The sequence below is a fragment of the Kitasatospora sp. NPDC088779 genome (assembly GCF_040685395.1).
In the GTDB taxonomy this organism is placed as follows: Bacteria; Actinomycetota; Actinomycetes; order Streptomycetales; family Streptomycetaceae; genus Kitasatospora.
Map to the genome: position 1 here is coordinate 1 of NZ_JBFBHW010000044.1, position 17799 is coordinate 17799.

13 protein-coding genes are annotated in these 17799 nt (G+C 73.1%); 5 read left to right on the forward strand and 8 right to left on the reverse strand.

What is annotated here, in order from left to right; genetic code table 11:
* Positions 1 to 236: hypothetical protein (locus tag AB0P03_RS30980; protein ID WP_363631982.1), on the reverse strand; the 236-nt coding region annotated here is incomplete at its 3' end.
* 414 nt (positions 237 to 650) lie between these two features.
* Between AB0P03_RS30980 and AB0P03_RS30985 the strand changes: the two genes are divergently transcribed.
* From AB0P03_RS30985 to AB0P03_RS30995, 3 genes are all read left to right on the forward strand, one after another.
* Positions 651 to 1427, forward strand: coding sequence for a hypothetical protein (locus AB0P03_RS30985; protein ID WP_363586399.1), 777 nt, complete (start codon positions 651 to 653; stop codon positions 1425 to 1427).
* Positions 1428 to 1590: 163 nt separating this feature from the next.
* On the forward strand, positions 1591 to 3120 hold the full coding sequence (locus AB0P03_RS30990) for an MFS transporter (protein ID WP_363586398.1): 1530 nt from the start codon (positions 1591 to 1593) through the stop codon (positions 3118 to 3120).
* A 356-nt stretch (positions 3121 to 3476) separates the two neighbouring features.
* Positions 3477 to 4586 (forward strand): Rieske 2Fe-2S domain-containing protein, encoded by a 1110-nt coding sequence (locus tag AB0P03_RS30995; RefSeq protein WP_363586397.1) that lies wholly within the window; start codon positions 3477 to 3479, stop codon positions 4584 to 4586.
* A gap of 56 nt (positions 4587 to 4642) precedes the next feature.
* Here AB0P03_RS30995 and AB0P03_RS31000 read toward each other — a convergent pair whose 3' ends face one another.
* The 7 genes from AB0P03_RS31000 to AB0P03_RS31030 all read right to left on the reverse strand — a co-directional run bounded on the left by AB0P03_RS31000 (position 4643) and on the right by AB0P03_RS31030 (position 14688).
* Positions 4643 to 6196, reverse strand: a complete 1554-nt coding sequence (locus tag AB0P03_RS31000) for an alpha/beta fold hydrolase (protein WP_363631983.1) — start codon at positions 6194 to 6196, stop codon at positions 4643 to 4645.
* A 165-nt stretch (positions 6197 to 6361) separates the two neighbouring features.
* The gene (locus tag AB0P03_RS31005; protein ID WP_363631985.1) at positions 6362 to 7084 is read right to left on the reverse strand and encodes a ribonuclease H; all 723 of its coding nucleotides are present in this window, start codon (positions 7082 to 7084) and stop codon (positions 6362 to 6364) included.
* A 42-nt stretch (positions 7085 to 7126) separates the two neighbouring features.
* Positions 7127 to 9343: a trehalase family glycosidase gene (locus tag AB0P03_RS31010; RefSeq protein WP_363631987.1), complete on the reverse strand. Its 2217-nt coding sequence runs from the start codon at positions 9341 to 9343 to the stop codon at positions 7127 to 7129.
* Positions 9340 to 11442: a beta-galactosidase gene (locus AB0P03_RS31015; RefSeq protein ID WP_363631988.1), complete on the reverse strand. Its 2103-nt coding sequence runs from the start codon at positions 11440 to 11442 to the stop codon at positions 9340 to 9342. Before AB0P03_RS31015 ends, AB0P03_RS31010 begins: the two co-directional genes overlap by 4 nt.
* 8 nt (positions 11443 to 11450) lie before the next feature.
* On the reverse strand, positions 11451 to 12341 hold the full coding sequence (locus tag AB0P03_RS31020; protein WP_363631990.1) for a carbohydrate ABC transporter permease: 891 nt from the start codon (positions 12339 to 12341) through the stop codon (positions 11451 to 11453).
* Complete coding sequence (locus AB0P03_RS31025) at positions 12338 to 13270, reverse strand: sugar ABC transporter permease (RefSeq protein ID WP_363631992.1); 933 nt, start codon at positions 13268 to 13270, stop codon at positions 12338 to 12340. The genes AB0P03_RS31020 and AB0P03_RS31025 overlap by 4 nt, the downstream gene beginning before the upstream one ends.
* An 11-nt stretch (positions 13271 to 13281) precedes the next feature.
* A complete protein-coding gene (locus AB0P03_RS31030) occupies positions 13282 to 14688 on the reverse strand; it encodes a sugar ABC transporter substrate-binding protein (protein WP_363631993.1) in 1407 nt (468 codons plus the stop codon).
* 96 nt (positions 14689 to 14784) lie between these two features.
* On the opposite strand from AB0P03_RS31030, the gene gcvPA reads away from it, so the two are divergent.
* Complete coding sequence (gene gcvPA, locus AB0P03_RS31035) at positions 14785 to 16143, forward strand: aminomethyl-transferring glycine dehydrogenase subunit GcvPA (protein ID WP_363631995.1); 1359 nt, start codon at positions 14785 to 14787, stop codon at positions 16141 to 16143.
* Positions 16140 to 17738, forward strand: a complete 1599-nt coding sequence (gene gcvPB, locus AB0P03_RS31040; RefSeq protein WP_363631997.1) for an aminomethyl-transferring glycine dehydrogenase subunit GcvPB — start codon at positions 16140 to 16142, stop codon at positions 17736 to 17738. Before gcvPA ends, gcvPB begins: the two co-directional genes overlap by 4 nt.
* Positions 17739 to 17799: the final 61 nt, after the last annotated feature.

Consider the following 17799-nt stretch of genomic DNA (forward strand, 5'->3'; position numbering starts at 1 on the left):
CCCGCCAACCGATCCGCCACCCGCCGACCGGTCTTACCCGTCCCACCCACCACCAGCACCACACCAGCACCGACCGGAAGATCCACAACACCCTTACGAGCCATCACGAGCACCTCATTCGGAGAGACGGAGGAAACTGACGGAACCGACGTCCCGAAGGCGCCGGCGGCGATCGGGAGGTCCGACGCGATCCGCGGGCCCCTACCGCTCTGCGAGCCCGGCCGGTTCGTCGTCATGGCACCATTCAAATCCACCCCGAGTCGGCGAACCATAGCCACCGCACTCACATCCATGCGCGAGCGTCTACGCCGCCCACCAGCGGCTGTCCGGCCGGTCCGGTCCGCCACGGAGGTGCGGACCGGCTCCACCACCACCCCACCACAACACACCGCACCCCCGCCGGAAAGCCCTTTCCAGCACCTCTCGACCTCCTCTCCACCACCTCCGGAAATCGACTTCGAAAGAGCTCCGGAAAGCGGCGGGGAAGAAAATCACCGCTGGTGCGGAAATGCGGGTGGAATTCCGGCGGAACACCGGCGCGGCGACAGCGGCGGGCCCCAGGAGCGCGTCCGGACCGGGTCCGGGCGCCCGCGCCCCACCCCGGCAGCGGTAGTCTCGCGGCTGCTGTCGACCCGTGGGAGGGCATGTTCATGGCCAAGCTGATAGTCCTGCTCGCCGCAATCTCGGTGGTCTTCTCGATGATCGCGTTCAACGGCGGAAACGCCCCGATCGGCGTGCTGTTCGCCGTGGTGGCGGCGTCCCCGATCCTCTTCCTCGCCTACGCCGTGGCGACCAGGAAGCGCGCCGCCACCGGCGCCGCACGGCAGTTGACACCCGGCCGGCGCAAGGGACGGACGATCGCCGCACGGGTGGTCGCGCTGGCGATGGTCGGATTCCTCGGGTACGGCGTGTACTGGGTGATCTTCGAGCCGAAGGCGAGCGACAAGGCACTCAGCCGGATCTCCGACCTCGACGCCGGCTGCGCTTCCAACATCGCGCGCAAGTACTTCCCCAAGACCGCCGAGCACACCGGCGCCGGACCGCACCCGGTCGCGATGTTCACCGTCAGCGAGTCCGGCTCCTCGCACCCCGCCTCCCCCGCCGCCGGCTCGCCGGACTACTGGAGCGGGACCCGCCTGGACCCGTACCGCGTCCAGCTGATCGCCTGCCTGGGCTCACCCGACGAGGGCGAGTTCCTCACCGACTGCAAGTTCACCTCGGACACCCTCAAGCTCTACCGCGGCAGGTACGAGGTGACCGTGTACGAGGCCAGGACGGGGAGGAAGGTCGGCACCGAGCAGCTGCTGGGCAGCGCCAAACCCAGCTGCCCCAGCATGGTCTACCTGAAGAAGGACGTCTCCAAGCTGCACACCGAGCCAGAGTTCGCGGACTACCAGCAGGTACTGCGCAAGTACGTCGAGCAGTAGCCCGCCAGGAGCAGCGCCTCCCCGGGCGGCTCCTCCGCCCCCGGGGGATGATGACGGAGGGAGCGTCGAAGCTCACCGAGCGTAGCGAAGAGGACGCCCGCGTTCGATCCTGCGGAAAGCGGGCAGACGGGGCGTCTCGATACGGCGAGCGAAGGAGCCCCGCATGGCCGATCCGGCGAAGTCATCCGCGCGGAACCCGCACGACGGTGCGGCCCCCGGGGCCGGGTCCGGGTCCGGGTCCGCCGGAACCGGGGTCATCGAGACCAACGTGCCGGCCCGGCTGGACCGGCTGCCGTGGTCCCGCTGGCACTGGCGGATCGTGATCGGCCTGGGCACCGTCTGGATCCTGGACGGCCTCGAGGTGACGATCGTCGGCAACATGGCGGCCAGGCTCGCGCAGCCCGGCAGCGGCATCGCCATCTCGACGACCCAGGTGACGACGATCGCGGCCGCCGTGTACGTGGCGGGCGCCTGCTCCGGCGCGCTGTTCTTCGGCTGGCTGACCGACCGGCTCGGGCGCAAGAAGCTCTTCATGGTGACGCTCGCCGTCTACCTGGCGGCGACCGCCGTGACCTCGCTGTCCTGGACGGCCTGGTTCTTCTTCCTCTGCCGCTTCTTCACCGGGTTCGGCATCGGCGGCGAGTACGCGGCGATCAACTCGGCGATCGACGAGCTGATCCCGGCCCGGGTGCGCGGCCGGGTCGACCTGATCATCAACGGCAGCTTCTGGATCGGCGCCGCGCTCGGCGCCTTCGCCTCCGTCGCACTGCTGAACACCGCGCTGTTCGCCACCGACGTGGGCTGGCGGCTCGCCTTCGGGATCGGTGTCGTGCTGGGCCTGGTGATCCTGCTCGTCCGCCGGCACGTCCCGGAGAGCCCGCGCTGGCTGTTCACCCACGGGCGGGCGCCGGAGGCCGAGGAGGTGGTGGCCGAGGCCGAGCGGGTCGTGGAGCGGGAGACCGGCCGACCGCTTCCGGCCGTCACCGACCGGCCGATCCTGATCCGCGAGCGCGCCCCGCTCGGGTTCGTCACGCTCGCCCGCACCGTGATCAGCCGCTACCCGCGCCGCACGGTGCTCGGCCTCGCGCTCTTCATCGGACAGGCGTTCCTGTACAACGCCGTGACCTTCGGCTACGCGGTCATCCTGACCCTCTACTTCGACGTGCCGGAGGGCGACACCGGCTACTACTTCGCGGTCATCGCGGTCGGCAACTTCCTCGGCCCGCTGCTCCTGGGCCACCTCTTCGACTCGGTCGGGCGGGTGCCGATGATCGCCGGCACGTACATCGGCTCCGGCCTCCTGCTGTTCGGCACCGCCGCGCTGTTCCAGCAGGGCGCGCTGAGCGCGGCCGGCATGACGGCCTGCTGGACGGCCGTGCTGTTCCTGGCCTCGGCGGGGGCGAGTGCGGCCTACCTGACGGTCAGCGAGATCTTCCCGCTGGAGACCAGGGCGATGTGCATCGCCTTCTTCTACGCCGTCGGCACGGCGGTCGGCGGCATCAGCGGCCCGCTGCTCTTCAACGGCCTGGTGAGCAGCGGGAAGGTCTCCGACACCACGCTCGCGTTCTGCATCGGGGCGGCCCTGATGACGGCCGCGGGGCTGGTCGAGGCCGCGATCGGCGTACGGGCGGAACGGCGCAGCCTGGAGGACCTGGCGGCCCCGCTGAGCGCCGTCGAAGCGGCGGATCGTTAGCTGGTGCCGCCGCCGATGACCAGGATCCGTGTCAACTCGCGCACCCCTCACCGCGTTTGCCGCCGTCCCGAAGTCCAGGGCGTGTCTTCGCACCCCGCCTGCGCGCCGACGCCGGGCAGGCTGCACGGCGGTGCGGTGGATCGGCCCGGCCGGGAATCGCTCAGCCGTCCGGCCGTCGAAGGTCGCATCGGAGATTTTCTGATGAATCATCAGACTTCTTTGGCATCAGCCATGTTGTTCGTGCGGGCCCCATCGGTCTGCGGCTAGCATGCGGGGCGTTCCGTTCGGAGACGAATCGCCCGGGAGGGCCGGCTGAGCTGCCGAGATCGGAGCCTGGCGGGCCAGGAGGAGAGTTCATGCGCGAGTCCTTAAAGCACGTCCAGCCCATCGGTGAGGGCCCGACCGCGGGCGACGTCGCGCTGCCGCCGGGCCTGCCGTACCCGGACGGGTGGGCCTCGGTCGGCTTTTCCGACGAGCTCAAGCCCGGCACGGTGCTCACCCGGCGGCTGGCCGGGGAGGACGTCGTGCTGTACCGGCTGCGGAGCGGGCGGATCCGCGCGATCCGCCCGTACTGCCCGCACCTGGGAGCCCACCTCGGCCTCGCCGAGGTGGAGGGCGACGACCTGGTCTGCCCCTTCCACCGCTTCGCCTTCGACCCGGACGGCCGGTGCGTGCGGACCGGGTACGGCTCCGCGCCGCCGAAGGCCTCCCTGGCGCAGCTTCCGGTCCGCGAGGTGAACGACGCCGTCTTCGTCTGGCGCCACCACGACGGCCGGCAACCGGACTGGGAGATCCCGTCGTGGCACACGCTCGGGCACCAGCCGCCCCGGCACGCCGCCTGGGAGATGGCCGGCTACGCCCAGGACGTCATGGAGAACGCGGTGGACCTGGGCCACTTCGTCACCCTGCACGGCTGGCCGAGCGGCGAGTTGGCGGCCCCGATCGACTGGGACGGCACGCGCTTCCACGTCTCGATGCGGGTGCAGGAGGACTTCCCGCTGCTGGGCCGGCGCCAGGTCGAGATCGAGGTCGACGGTTACGGCCTCGCCTGCCTGCACACCGACGTGCACACCCCGGCCCTCGGCCTGAAGATGTGCTCACTGGTGATGGCCACCATGGTCGCGCCCGGCCGGATGCAGTTCCGGCAGGCGAGCCGGTTCTCCTTCGACGAGCCGTCCCGGCTGCCGCCCGCGGTCGGCAGGGCGGTCAGCCGGTCGCTGTCGAGCCTGCTGGCGGGCCCGATGTTCAAGCGGAGCTGCGAGTTCACGGCGGCCGACTTCCCGATCTGGTCCACCAAGAAGTACCTGTCACCGCCCCGGCTCGCCCCCGGCGACGGGCCGATCGGCGCCCTGCGGCACTGGGCCCGGCAGTTCTACCCGCCGGACCCCCAGGAACACCTGCCCGCGCCGACCGCCCTCACGGTCCGGACCGAGAACGGTGCCCGCAGCGGGCTCGCCAAGCCCTGAGCGGACGGACGGACGGACGGCCGGGGCCCGGGTCGGGGCCCCGGCCGGCCGTCTGCTCAGCTCGGGAGCCGGCCACCGAGCAGGAAGGCGGTGAACGGCGCGAGCACCCGGGGGTCGGTGAAGTCGACGCCGTGCGCGGTCGTGTCGAAGGTGACCATCGCCGCCCGGTGCCCGAAGGCGCGCTGGGTCTGCCGGGCGCCGTTGTAGGTGGTGTCGGGGTCGTACCGGTTCTGCAGCATCAGGATGTTGCGCGGGCCGTCCGGGTCGGCCCGGACCGGCGGTTCCTTCGGGCCGTAGTGCCAGAAGGCGCACGGCCAGACGTTGCCGCTCATGCCGTTGGTGAGCGGGTACCGGGCCCGGTCGGCGGCGGTGCGGGCGGCGTAGACGGCCGGGTCGCGGGGCCAGGCCGAGTCGCCGCAGATCACCGCGAACTGGGCCGCGAGGAAGTTGTCGGGGATGACCTGCGGCAGCGGGTTGCCACCCGATCCGCCGGTGCCCGCGCCCGTCGGCCCGGCGGCGACCGTCGCGCCCTCCGGCGTCGGGGCCTGGGCCTGGGCCGGAGTCGTGTCGCGTTCCTCGGCCAGTTGCAGGACCCGCGCGCCGAGGGGGTAGTAGCTCGGCTTGACCAGCGAGGCGTAGACGACGCTGCGCAGGCCGCCGCCGGTGAGCAGCCGGCCGCCCGACAGCGGCAGCGGGTCGCGGTCGACCTCGCCGGCCAGCCGGAGGTAGCTCGCCCGGACCGCCTCGGGGGTGGCGCCGAGGTGCAGGGTGGCGTCCTGGGCGGCGACGAAGCGGGCCAGGGCCGGGAAGGAGTCGGCGAAGCCTTCGCTGAACAGCCTGAACCCCTGCTCCAGCCCGCCCGGCGGCACCGTGCTGTCCAGCACCACGCGGTCGGTGTGCGAGGGGAAGAGGGTGGCGTAGACCTGGCCGAGGTAGGTGCCGTACGAGCTGCCCAGGTAGGAGATCCGGGGCAGGCCCAGGGCGGCCCGGATCCGGTCCAGGTCGCGGGCCGAGTTGGCGGTGGTCACGTCGGCCAGGTAGCCGCCGCTCGCGGCCGCGCAGCCGTCGGCCACCCGCCGGGCCTGGTCGAGGTTGGCGGTGATCGAGCCGTCGGGGCCGGGGAAGGGGTAGTTGAGCTGGGCGTCCCGCTCGGCGGCGGACAGGTCGCAGTGGACCGGGGCGCTGTTGCCCACCCCCCGCTCGTCGAAGCCGATCAGGTCGTACGAGCGCAGGACGTCCGGCGGCAGCAGCTTCGCCATCTCGCCCGGGTAGTCGAGTCCGGAGCCGCCCGGCCCGCCCGGCACCACGGCCAGGGTGCCGCGCCGGTGGGCGGGGTCGGCGGTGCGCAGCCGGGAGACGGTGAGGGTGATCGTGCCCTCGGCCGGGTCGTGGTAGTCCCGCGGCACCCGCAGGGTCGCGCACTGCTGGCGCGGGTCACGGGTGAACGGCACCCCGTTGGCGTTCGGGGTCGGCGCGGGGCAGGACCCCCAGGCGAGTTGCGCCGCCGGGGCCGCGACGGCGGTCGGCGCGAGTGGTGCGGCGAGCAGGAGGGCGGCGGTGAGCAGCGCGCCGCCGGCGCGGGCCGTGGTGCGGCCGGTAGGTCGGGTCATGCGTCCGACGCTAGGACTGGTGAGGTTCCGTCAGCCTCGGCGCGGGGGTGGAGAATTCACCCGGGGCGCTTCTCCACCCGGCTCCACCCGGCTCCACCCCGGGGGTGAGTTCGACCAGGGCGGGCCGGACGGGCCGGTGTCGGCCCGTCCGGCGTCGGACAGGTCCTACGCGTGGGCGCCCGCGCACTCCGGGTGCCCCCAGCTGCTGCCCACCTTGGTGATGGTGTCGCCCTTGGCGTAGGGGCGGGTGCAGGGGCAGGTGCCGGGGAAGCGGGCGGCCAGGGTCCGCGAACCGCCCGAGGAGCGCTTCTTCGCCGTGGACGAGCTGGCCGACGAACCGGCCGACGAGCCCGCCGACGAGGAGGCCGGGCGGGCGGCCCGCGCCGGGGTGGTCCGGGCCGGGTCCGGCTCGGGGAGGTCGGCGGCGGTTCCGCCCGCGGCCTGCTGCCACCGGGCGGCGTCGCTGGCGGCCTTGTCGGCGATGGCGTTCAGCGGGTCGCCGTTCACCTGGTGGGCGGGGACGTACACGAAGGTGACGTCCCGCCCGGTCAGGAGCTCGTCGATGTGCTGGATCAGCTCGCGGTTGGCGACCGGCTTGCCGGCGGCGGTCTTCCACCCGTTGCGCTTCCAGCCGACCAGCCACTTGGTCACCGCGTCGCGGGTGTACGTGCTGTCGAGCCGGACCTCCAGCGGGACGGCCGGATCCGTCGACGCCAGCAGCTGCTCCAGCGCCGTCAGCTCGCCCACGTTGTTGGTGCTGTGCCCGAGCGGACCGGCCTGCCAGCGCTGGGGCACCCCAGCGGCGTCCGCCACCACATAGGCCCAGGCCGCCGGACCGGGGTTGCCCTTGGCTGCTCCGTCACACGCTGCAATGACTCGTTCGACCATGCCCCGATCATGCCAGGACGTGGCAGGCCCGGGCCAAATCGGTCAGATCCGGAGCAGCAGCAGGAGCAGGGCCGCGGACCAGCTGAAGTTGGTCGAGTTCCGCCCCTCCCCCGTCAGCGGGTCGTAGTTCTCCCGCAGCGGACCGTCCCCGCCGAGCCCGGCCGCCGCGGCCAGCAGCCGGTCCGTCGCCCGGCGGGCGTCCTGGCTCCAGCCGGACCGGCGCAGGCCTTCGATGGCGAAGTAGGTCTGGTCGATCCAGGCCAGCCCGCGCCAGTACCCGGCCGGGTCGAAGGAGGGCGAGCTGCGGGCGACGGTCGGGAACGGCAGCGCGGTGCCGAACTCGGCCGGGTCGAGCAGGAGCCTGCGGACCGCGCGGGCCTGGGCGGGCGAGGCGGTGCCGGACCAGAGCGGGATCGCGCCCTCGATGCCGCGCCCGCGCGCGGTGAGGCGGGCGCCGGTGGCCAGGTCGGTGTCGTGGAACCAGCCCGTGGCCGGGTCGAACATGGTGTCGCGCACGGCCCGGTCGATCGCCTCGGCCCGTCCGCGCAGCCGCTGGGCGGCGGTGCGGTCGCCGAGTTCGGCGGCGATGGCGGCCAGGGCGCGGTGGTCGGCGGCCAGATAGGCGTTCAGGTCGACGGAGCGCTGGGTGAGCGACCAACCCAGCAGGGCGCCCTGCGCGCTGCGGTTGGCGACGACGGCGGCGCCGAGGGCGGCGTCGAAGCGCGGCGCGTTGTCCATGCCGGACTCCCAGGCCGCCGCCGCCAGGCAGTCCGCCGGGGCGGCGTTGCCCGGGTCGACGGTGGCGCCGTACTCGCACAGGCCTTCGCCGTCGTGGTCCCGGGTGCGGTACCACCAGTCCTGGTAGGCGGTCAGTTTGGGCAGCAGCTCGCGCAGGAACGCCCGGTCGCCGCCGCGACGGTAGACCTCCCAGACCGCCCAGGAGGCCAGCGGGGGCTTGGAGTTGCGCTCGTTCCAGTTGCCGCCGCCGGTGCTCGGGTCGTTGTAGAAGACGCAGTCCGGGATCATCCCGGCGTCCTGCGGGCGGTCGGCGGAGTCGGGCCGGATCTGGTGGTCGAACATCGCCCGGATCTGGTCGGCGGCCAGGTCGGGGGCGAAGACGGCGGTGCCGGCGGCCTGCTTCCAGGTGTCCCAGGCCCAGACCCCGCTGAACCACTTGTACGAGAGCGTGGGCGTGACCGCGTCGTGCCGGATCCGCCCGGCCGGGCTGCGCCAGTTGGTGACCAGGGTCTGCACGCACTTGACGGCCGTCCGGCGGCGCGCGGCGGGGACGCCCTCGGTCGCCCGGGTGACGTACCCGGCCCAGCGGGCGGCGCCCGCCGCGGCGACCCGGTCGGGGGCGCGCAGCGCGGCGTCCGCCTCGGCGACGGCGCGGGAGTGCTCGGCGTCGGTGAAGGTGTAGCTCTCGGCCCAGTCCAGGGTGCGGGCCGCGCCCGGGGCCAGCCGGACAGGCCCGGCCAGTTCGGTGCGGTGGCCGTCGCCGCTGACGGTGGTGCGGACCGGCGCCGCGTGGCGGACCTCGAAGCGCTCGGTGCCGTCGGTGAGGTAGTCCCAGGTCTGCCGTACCCGGGCGAACCGGACGGCGACGCCGCGCTCGGCGGCGACCAGGGCGGGGGCGTCGTGCTGGGGGCCGGTGGCCGGGCGCAGCAGTGTCCCGGTCCAGGCGACCTGGAGGGTCCGTTCGGCCGGGCCGCCGTTGGCCAGCCGGGCCCTGACCAGGGCGGTGCGGTTGCCGGCGAAGCGCAGTTCGAGGGTGAGCGCCAGGCGGCCGCCGAGGTCGTAGGACTGGCGCAGCAGCCCGGGCAGCGAGGTGAGCCGGGGGGCGCCGCCGGCGGCGAGGTCCAGGATCCTTCCCTGCTCGGTCAGTTGGAGGCGGTTGAGGCCGTCGCTGAGCCACCACGGGTATTCCTGGGCGAGGTGGAGGGGGCCGGTGAAGCCGCCGAGCGGGTCCTGCGGGCGCGGCAGGGCGTAGGCGTGCCAGGCGCCGAGGTCGGCGAAGACGTTGATCGGGTTGTTGCCGGTGGCGTCGCCGGGGTAGGCCTGCGCGGGGGTGCCGTGCAGGTCGAGGATGTCGGCGTAGCGGTCGGACAGGTCGGACAGGGCGGACGGGTCAGCCAGGTCGGACGGGGCGGCCTGCCGGTCGTCGGCGTGGGCGGCCGGTGCGACGCCGCCCGCCACGGCGAGGGCGGTGCCGGTGGCGGCGGTGGCGGCCAGGAGTCGGCGGCGGGACAACGGCGTCATGTGCGCTCCTCGGCGGGCGTGGACGGAGACGGAGACGTGGACGGGGAGGCCGGATCGGGGCCGGCTGCGGGAACCCGGACGATGGCGGCGCCGAGCGGTGCGAGGGTGACGCCCCGGCCGGTGTCGGCGCCGGTGAGCAGGTCGGTGCCGGGCCGGTCCAGCGCCACCCGGCATGCGGCGGGGCCGTGGTTGAGCAGGAACAGGTAGTCGGTGCCGTCGGCGGCGCGGCGGCGGGTGGCCTCGACGCCGGTCGGCAGGCCGGGCAGTTCGGCGCCGACCCCGGCTTCGGCGAGCGGCAGGTCGAGCACCCGGCCGACGTCCGCGCCGAGGTGGCAGCCGAGGTACCAGGCGCTGCCGGTGCCGTGGCGGTGCCGGGTGACGGCGGGCAGGCCCGCCAGCTCGCCGGAGGCGTAGCGGGCGACGGTCTCGGCGCCCTCGGTGTCGATCCATTCGCTCCAGTGCTCGGCCCGCAGCTCCGGCCCGCCGTCATCGAGCCGGACGGTGGTGGCGGCCCCGTCGGGGATCGGCCAGTGCTCGTCCACGACGAGGCCGAACAGCGGCCGCAGCGGCCCGGGGTGGCCGCCGGGGTGGAGGTGGTCGTGCCGGTCGCTGATGCCGCTGAACGGGCCGCAGACCAGGTGGCCGCCCGCCTGGACGAAGGCGGTGAGCCGGGCGGCGGTGGCGGTGTCGAGCAGGTACAGGTTGGGGGCGAGCAGCAGCCGGTAGCCGTCGAGGTCGCCGGTGGGCGGGACGAAGTCGACGGTCACGCCGCGGTCGTGGAGGGCCGCGTACCAGGGCCGGAGCAGGTCGAGCCAGCGCATCCGCGCGGAGGGGTGGTCGTCCAGCTCCAGCGCCCACCAGCTGTCCCAGTCGAGCAGGACGGCCGCCCGCCCGCGGATCCGGCTGCCCGCGATCTCGCCGAGCCGGCGCAGCTCTGCCCCGAACCGGACGGTCTCCCGCCAGCCGCGCGAGGAGGTGCCGCGGTGCGGGAGCATCGCGCTGTGGAACTTCTCGGCCCCGGCGACGGAGGCGCGCCACTGGAAGTGCAGTACGCCGTCCGCGCCCCGGGCCAGCGCCTGGAGCGACCAGAGCCGGTACAGGCCGGGCCGTTTGGGCAGGTTGACGGGCCGCCAGCTGACGGCCGAGGGGGCCTGTTCCATCAGCAGCCACGGCTTGCCGCCCTTGAGGGAGCGCATCAGGTCGTAGTTCATGGCCGCGTTGACGTGTGTGCGGGGGTCGGCCGGGTCGGGGTAGGCGTCGTCGGAGACGAGGTCCTCGTGGCGGCTCCACTCCCAGTAGTCCAGCGACTTGAGCATCGACATGAAGTTGGTGGTGACCGGCACGCCCGGTGAGACCTCGTCGAGGACGGCCTTCTCGGTGCGGTGCAGGGCCAGCAGCGCGTCGGAGCAGAACCGGCGCCAGTCCAGCAGCTGGGTCGGGTTGACCGGCCCCGGCGCGGCGCGCGGTGGTTCGATCTCGTCGAACGAGCCGTAGCGCTGCGACCAGAACGCCGTCCCCCAGGACCGGTTGAGCTCGTCGACGTCGCCGTGCCGCTCGCGCAGCCAGCGCCGGAAGTCGGCGGCGGACGCGGGGCAGAAGCACTCCTGGACGTGGTCGCCGTACTCGTTGTGGATGTGCCACAGGGCGAGTGCGGGGTGGTCGTGGTAGCGCTCGGCGAGGGCCCGGGTGAGCCGGGCGGCGGCGGCCCGGTAGACGGCGGAGGAGGGGCAGTAGTGCTGGCGCGAGCCGAACTCCAGCCGGACGCCGTCGGCGGTGACGGGCAGCAGCTCGGGGTGGGCGCGGACCAGCCAGGCGGGTGGCGAGGCGGTGGCGGTGGCCAGGTCGACGGCGATGCCATGGCCGTGGACGAGGTCGAGGAGGCGGTCCAGCCAGCCGAAGTCCCAGCTGTCGGCCGCTGGTTGGAGCCGCGCCCAGGAGAAGACCCCAACGGTGACCAGGTTGACCCCGGCCTCGGCCATCAGCTTCACGTCCTCGGCCCACACCTCCTCGGACCACTGCTCGGGGTTCCAGTCCCCGCCGTAGAGGAGGCCGGGCACGCGGGTCAGCGCGGCCGCGCGGGAAGGAGTACGGGAGGTCATGCGGGGGGTCATCCTTTCAGCGCTCCGCCGAGCAGGCCGGCCACGAACTGCCGCTGGAACACCAGGAAGAGCAGCACCAGCGGGAGGGTGGCCAGCAGGGAGCCGAGCATGAGGCCGGAGTAGTCGACGCGGGTCAGCCCGGTCAGCGTGTTGAGCGCCACCGGCACGGTGTACTTGTCCTCGGTGTTGAGCATCAGCAGCGGCCAGATGAAGCTGTTCCACTGGCCCATGAAGGTGAAGATCACGAGCGCGCCCAACTGCGGCCGCACGCACGGCAGGACGACCTGGTAGAAGGTGCGCAGTTCGCCGGAGCCGTCGATGCGCGCCGACTCCAGGAGTTCGTCGGGGAAGTCCAGGAAGCCCTGGCGCATCAGCAGGATGCCGAAGGAGTTGGCCAGGAAGGGCAGGATGACCGCCTGGTAGCTGTCGATCCAGCCGACGCTGGCCATCATCTGGAACAGCGGGACGAGCAGCACCTGGAGCGGGATCATCATGGTCGCCAGCACCAGCCCGAGCAGCAGCCCGCGACCCCGGAACCGGTACTTGGCCAGCCCGTAGCCGCACATGGCCGACAGCAGGGAGCTCAGCGCGGTGTAGACGACGGCCACGCCGAGGCTGTTGAGCAGCACCCGGCCGAAGCCGATGCTCTGCTGGAGGTGCGCCAGGTTGCGCAGCAGTTCCCCGCCGGGTAGGAACGGCGGCGGGGAGTGGAAGAGTTCGGAGCTGCTGTGGGTGCTGGCGATCAGCATCCAGGCGAACGGCACCAGGCTGACGACGGCGCCGAGGGCGAGCACGGCCAGGACGGCGGCGCGGCCGAGCCGGGCGGCCGGCGGGCGGGCCACCGGTGGGCGGACGGCCGCCGGTCGGGCGGGCCGGGGGCGGGCGGAGGTGGCGCTCATCGGCGGCGTTCCCTTCCGTAGAACCGGAACTGGAGGAGGGAGACGGCGGCGATGACCAGCACCACGACCCAGGCGATCGCGGCCGCGTACCCGAAGTCGAGCTGCTGGAAGCCGACCTTGTACAGGTAGACCACCGGGGTGAGGGTCGCGTCGCCGGGGCCGCCGCGCGTCAGCACGTAGTTCTCGTCGAAGAGTTGGAGCGTGCCGATGGTGGAGGTGATGACGCAGAACAGCACCACCGGCCGCAGCTGCGGCAGGATCACGCTGGTGTAGGTGCGCAGCGTGCCCGCGCCGTCGAGGGCGGCGGCCTCGTACTGGTCCCGGCCGATGGCGTGCAGGCCGGCGAGCAGGATGACGGCGTTGTAGCCGGTCCAGCGCCAGGTGACCGAGCCGATCAGCGAGATCCTGGCCCAGGTGGGCGAGTTGAGCCAGTCGACGGGGCCGGCGCCCAGGGCGTGCAGGAACTGGTTGGCCAGGCCGCCGTCGGTGCGCAGCAGCACCTGGAAGACGACGGCGTAGGCGACCAACGTGGTGACGGCGGGCAGGAAGAAGACGGCCCGCCAGCCGGCCCGGAAGCGCAGCCAGGACTGGTTCAGCAGGACGGCCAGCACCAGCGCCAGGCCGATCATCACGGGCACCTGGACGGCCAGGATCATCCCGGTGTTGACCAGGGAGTGCAGGAAGGCCGGGTCGTCCAGCATCCGCCGGTACTGGTCCAGGCCGACCCAGACGGTGGCGCCGTCCCGGCGGGCGGTGAAGCTCTGGTAGAGGCTGGCGCCGAGCGGATAGGCGAAGAAGAGGATGAAGAGCACGGCCGTGGGCCCGGCGAAGAGCCAGGCCGCGGAGCGTGGCAGCCGTCGTCGCCGGGTGGGCGCGGTGCGCGCGGGTGCGGCGGCCACCCGGGGGGCGGGGGCCTGGAGACTGGTCATGGCGCGTGTCCCTACGGGGCCGGCTGGCGACTGGTCGCGGTGGCGATCTGGCGGGCGGCGGAGCGCAGCGCGGTGCCGGGGTCGGCTCCGTTGTGCAGCACCTGGTTGACGGCGGTGTTGACGATGTCGCCGGCCTTGGAGTCGTCGGCGGTGGTCTCGACGGTGGGGATGGACCGGGCGAGGTCGGCGAGGAGCCGCATGGCGGGCTGGTTCGCGTAGTACGGGTCCGGCTGCTGGAAGTACGGGTCGTCCAGGGCCGGGAGGTAGGCGGGGAAGAGGCCTTCGTGCTCCATCATCGAGGCCTGGTTGGCCCGGTCGGCGAGCAGGAAGGAGAGGAATTCCCAGGCCAGTTCGGGGTTCTTGCTCTGGGCGGTGACGCAGAGGGTGGAGCCGCCGCTGTTGGAGGTGCGGCAGCCGCCGGGGTCGAACGCGGGCAGGGGGACGACGCCGAACCTGCCGTTCAGGTCGGCCATGTCGCCGGTGAGGGTGCCGTCCCACCAGGCGGCGGTGGGGGTGGTGGCGGCCTTGCCGTCGTGGGTGCCGGAGACCAGGCCGTCCCAGCCGTTCTCGAAGTCGACCAGGCCCCGGTCGACCAGTTGCTTCATCAGGGTGAGCGCCCGTTCGGCGGCGGGTGAGGCGACGGCGACCTTGCCGTCGACGAACCAGCCCTGGCCCTGCTGTTGGAGCAGCAGGGCGAACATGCTGTCCTGCTTGGCGTCCAGGATGAGCAGTTTCTTGCCGGTGCGGTCCTTGAGGGTGGTGCCGGCGGCGAGGTAGTCGTCCCAGGTGGTGAGGGTGGCGGGGTCGATTCCGGCCTGCTGGAAGTGGTCGCGGCGGTAGAAGAGGGCGCACGGGCCGCTGTCCCAGGGCAGGGCGAGGACGCGGCCGCCCACGTCGGTGACGGTGCGCCAGGCGGACGGTGCGAAGTCCTTCGCGAGACCGCCGGCCCGGCTGGTCAGGTCCACCAGCGCGTGGGGGAAGTTGCCGATGTAGGTGGGCATCCTGTGGCCCTCGACGGTCAGCACGTCGGGGAGTCCGCTGCCGGCTCCGAGCCCGACGGTGATCTTGTCGTAGGCGTTGTCGTAGCCGATGTCGACGACGTCGACGGTGGTGCCGGGGTGTGCCTGTTCGAAGGCCTTGCCGAGCCGTTGCATGGCCTTGGCTGCGACGTCCCAGGACCAGATGGTGATCTTCCCGGCGACCTTGCCGCCCGAACTCGCGTCCAGCCGTTTGGCGTCCGGGGCGCCGGCGCCGCCGGTGGCGCAGCCCGTCGCCCCGGTCAGCAGCAGCGCGCCGCCCGCGAGCCCGGCGCCGAGGACCCGGCGCCGGGTGGGGCCCGGTCCGGATCCGGCCCGGCTGCCCACCGGAGCGTCAAGGCGTCTGTGCCGGGTGCCGGTTGAGTTCTTTCCTCCCGACATCTTGCCTCCTGAAGAGTGAATGCCGAATGCTGTATACAGAACTCAGCACACACAGTGCCGTCAAGGCCTGTGACCGAAATCGCGGAAGGTGCCAGGATGACCGCACGCGCCCCCCGGACCCACCCGTACATCCCCAACTCCGCCCCCGACGTGAAGAAGGCCATGCTGGCGGCGATCGGCGCGCACAGCGTCGAGGAGTTCTACGCCGACATCCCCGCCGAGCTCCGCCTGGACCGCCCGCTGCGACTGCCCGAGCCGCTCGGCTCCGAGGCGCAACTGGTAGCTCACATGGAGGAGTTGCTCGCCCGCAACACCGCCGTCCCGCCCGGCCGCAGCTTCCTCGGCGCCGGCTGCTACCGCCACCACGTGCCCGCCGTGGTCGACGAGGTCGTCAACCGCAGCGAGTTCCTCACCGCCTACGCCGGTGAGCCATACGAGGACCACGGCCGGTTCCAGGCCCTGTGGGAGTACCAGTCGCTGATGGCCGAGCTGCTGGCCGTCGACGTCGTCAACGTGCCGACCTACGACGGCTTCCAGGCCGCCGCGACCGCACTGCGGATGGCCGGCCGGGCCACCGGGCGCCGCCGCCTCCTCCTGGTCGGCGACCTCGACCCGGACAAGCTCTCCCGGATCCGCGACTACGTGCGCGGCGTCCACGACCTCGTGCTCGTCCCGGCCGAGCCCGGGGCCGTCCGCGCCGCCCTCGCCGCCGGCGACGCCGCCGCCGTCTTCGCCGAACTGACCGACCACTGCGGCCGGGTCGACCCCGAACTGCCGCAGTACGTCGAACTCGCCCACCAGGCAGGCGCGCTGGCCGTCATCGGCGCCAACCCGCTGAGCCTCGGCGTGCTCGCCCCGCCCGCCTCCTTCGGCGCCGACCTCACCTGCGGCGACCTCCAGCCGCTCGGCATCCACCCCAGCTTCGGCGGCGGCAACGCGGGCTTCATCGCCAGCGCCGACGACGAACGCCTGGTGTCCGAGTACCCCAGCCGCCTCTTCGGCCTCACCCCCACCGACGTGCCGGGCGAGTACGGCTTCGGCGACGTCGCCTACGAGCGCACCTCCTTCGCCCTGCGCGAGGAGGGCAAGGAGTGGGTCGGCACCGCCGCCGCCCTGCACAGCATCGCCGCCGGGGTCTACCTCTCGCTGATGGGGCCGCACGGCATGCGCGAGATCGGCGAGACCATCCTCGCCAACACCGCCTACGCCCGCCGGCGCCTCGCCCAGGCCCCCGGCGTGGAACTCGCCGACCCCGAGGCCGTCCACTTCGCCGACTTCACCCTCCGCTACACCGGCGGGCGCACCGCCGCCGAGGTCGCCGCCGCGCTGCTCGCCCGCGGCCTGCACGCCGGCACCCCGGCCGGGGAGCACGAGGGCCGCTACTGCGTGACCGAGCTCCACACCCAGGCCGACATCGACCGCCTCGCCACCGCCCTTGAGGAGATCGTCAAGTGACGGATCGTCAGAACAGCGGCGGGACCGACCCGCGAATCGCCCCCAAGCCCGCTCTGCGCCGCTTCCACCAGGCCCGCTGGGACGAGAAGCTGATCTTCGAACTGGGCGCGCCCGGCGAGCGCGGCGTCCTGCCACCGACCCCCGGACCCGGCGTCACCGCCGCCGTCGGCAGCCCCGCCGACCGCCTGCCCGCCGCGCTGCGCCGCGCCACCCCGGCCGCGCTGCCCGAACTCGGCCAGCAGCAGGTGCTCCGCCACTACCTGCGGCTCTCCCAGGAGAACCTCGGCGCCGACCTCAACGTCGACGTCGGCCAGGGCACCTGCACCATGAAGTACAGCCCCAAGGTCAACGACGCCTTCGTCCGCGACCCGCGCATCGCCGCCCTGCACCCGGCCCAGGACCCCTCGACCGTCCAAGGGGTGCTCGAACTCGTCCACCGGCTTGAACAGTTGCTCAAGGAGGTCTCCGGCATGGACCGGGTCTCGCTGCAACCCGGCGCCGGCTCCGCCGCGATCTGGACCAACGTCTCCGTCATCCGCGCCCACTTCGCCGCCCGCGGCGAGGCGGAGCAGCGCGACGAGGTCATCACCACCGCCTTCTCGCACCCCTCCAACGCCGCCTGCGCCAAGACCGCCGGCTTCAAGGTGATCACCCTGCACCCGGACGCGGACGGCTACCCCGACATCGAGGCGCTGCGCGCCGCCGTCGGCCCGCGCACCGCCGCGCTGCTCATCACCAACCCCGAGGACACCGGGATCTACAACCCCCGGATCGCCGAGTTCGTCCGCATCGTGCACGCCGCCGGCGGCCTGTGCGCCTACGACCAGGCCAACGCCAACGGCGTCCTCGGCATCACCCGGGCCCGCGAGGCCGGCTTCGACCTGTGCCACTTCAACCTGCACAAGACCTTCTCCACCCCGCACGCCTGCGGCGGCCCCGCCGCCGGCGCCTGCGGCGTCACCGCCGAGCTCGCGCCCCACCTGCCCAGCCCCACCGTCGAGTTCGACGGCGAGCGGTACATCCTGGACCACGACCGGCCGGAGTCCATCGGCAAGATCCGCCCCTACCTGGGCGTCGTCCCGAACCTGGTCCGCGCCTACGCCTGGATCATGTCGATGGGCGCCGCGGGGCTGCGCGAGGCCGCCGAGACCGCCGTGCTCAACAACAACTACCTGATGCACCAGGTCCAGCGGATCCGCGGCGTCTCCGTGCCCTACGCCAAGGGGCGCCCGCGCGTCGAGCAGGTCCGCTACAGCTGGCAGCAGCTCAACGAGGACACCGGCCTGCACAGCGAGGACCTCGGGTACCGCGCCGCCGACTTCGGCACCCACTACTGGACCAGCCACCACCCGTACGTCGTCCCCGAGCCGATGACGCTGGAGCCGACCGAGTCCTACTCCCGCGCCGACCTCGACGAGTACGCCGCGATCCTCGCCGAGGTCGCCCGCGAGGCCTACGAGGACCCGGAGACCGTCCGCACGGCCCCGCACAACTCCACCGTGCACCGCATCCGGCACGAACCGCTGGACGACCCGGCGGTCTGGGCCGTCAGCTGGCGCGCCTACCGCCGCAAGGTCCTCGGCGAGCGGCCGTGACGGCGGGCCCCGGGGCCGGTCGTCCGACTCCCGCCGTCCGCCCGGCGGGCGGGAACCCGAC

Coding starts and splice junctions, on each gene's coding strand:
- AB0P03_RS31030 (WP_363631993.1), bottom strand. CDS start 14,688: ATGTCGGGAGGAAAGAACTCAACCGGCACCCGGCACAGACGCCTTGAC.
- AB0P03_RS31010 (WP_363631987.1), bottom strand. CDS start 9,343: ATGACGCCGTTGTCCCGCCGCCGACTCCTGGCCGCCACCGCCGCCACC.
- AB0P03_RS31020 (WP_363631990.1), bottom strand. CDS start 12,341: ATGAGCGCCACCTCCGCCCGCCCCCGGCCCGCCCGACCGGCGGCCGTC.
- gcvPA (WP_363631995.1), top strand. CDS start 14,785: ATGACCGCACGCGCCCCCCGGACCCACCCGTACATCCCCAACTCCGCC.
- AB0P03_RS30995 (WP_363586397.1), top strand. CDS start 3,477: ATGCGCGAGTCCTTAAAGCACGTCCAGCCCATCGGTGAGGGCCCGACC.
- AB0P03_RS31015 (WP_363631988.1), bottom strand. CDS start 11,442: ATGACCTCCCGTACTCCTTCCCGCGCGGCCGCGCTGACCCGCGTGCCC.
- AB0P03_RS30985 (WP_363586399.1), top strand. CDS start 651: ATGGCCAAGCTGATAGTCCTGCTCGCCGCAATCTCGGTGGTCTTCTCG.
- AB0P03_RS31000 (WP_363631983.1), bottom strand. CDS start 6,196: ATGACCCGACCTACCGGCCGCACCACGGCCCGCGCCGGCGGCGCGCTG.
- AB0P03_RS31005 (WP_363631985.1), bottom strand. CDS start 7,084: ATGGTCGAACGAGTCATTGCAGCGTGTGACGGAGCAGCCAAGGGCAAC.
- AB0P03_RS31025 (WP_363631992.1), bottom strand. CDS start 13,270: ATGACCAGTCTCCAGGCCCCCGCCCCCCGGGTGGCCGCCGCACCCGCG.
- AB0P03_RS30990 (WP_363586398.1), top strand. CDS start 1,591: ATGGCCGATCCGGCGAAGTCATCCGCGCGGAACCCGCACGACGGTGCG.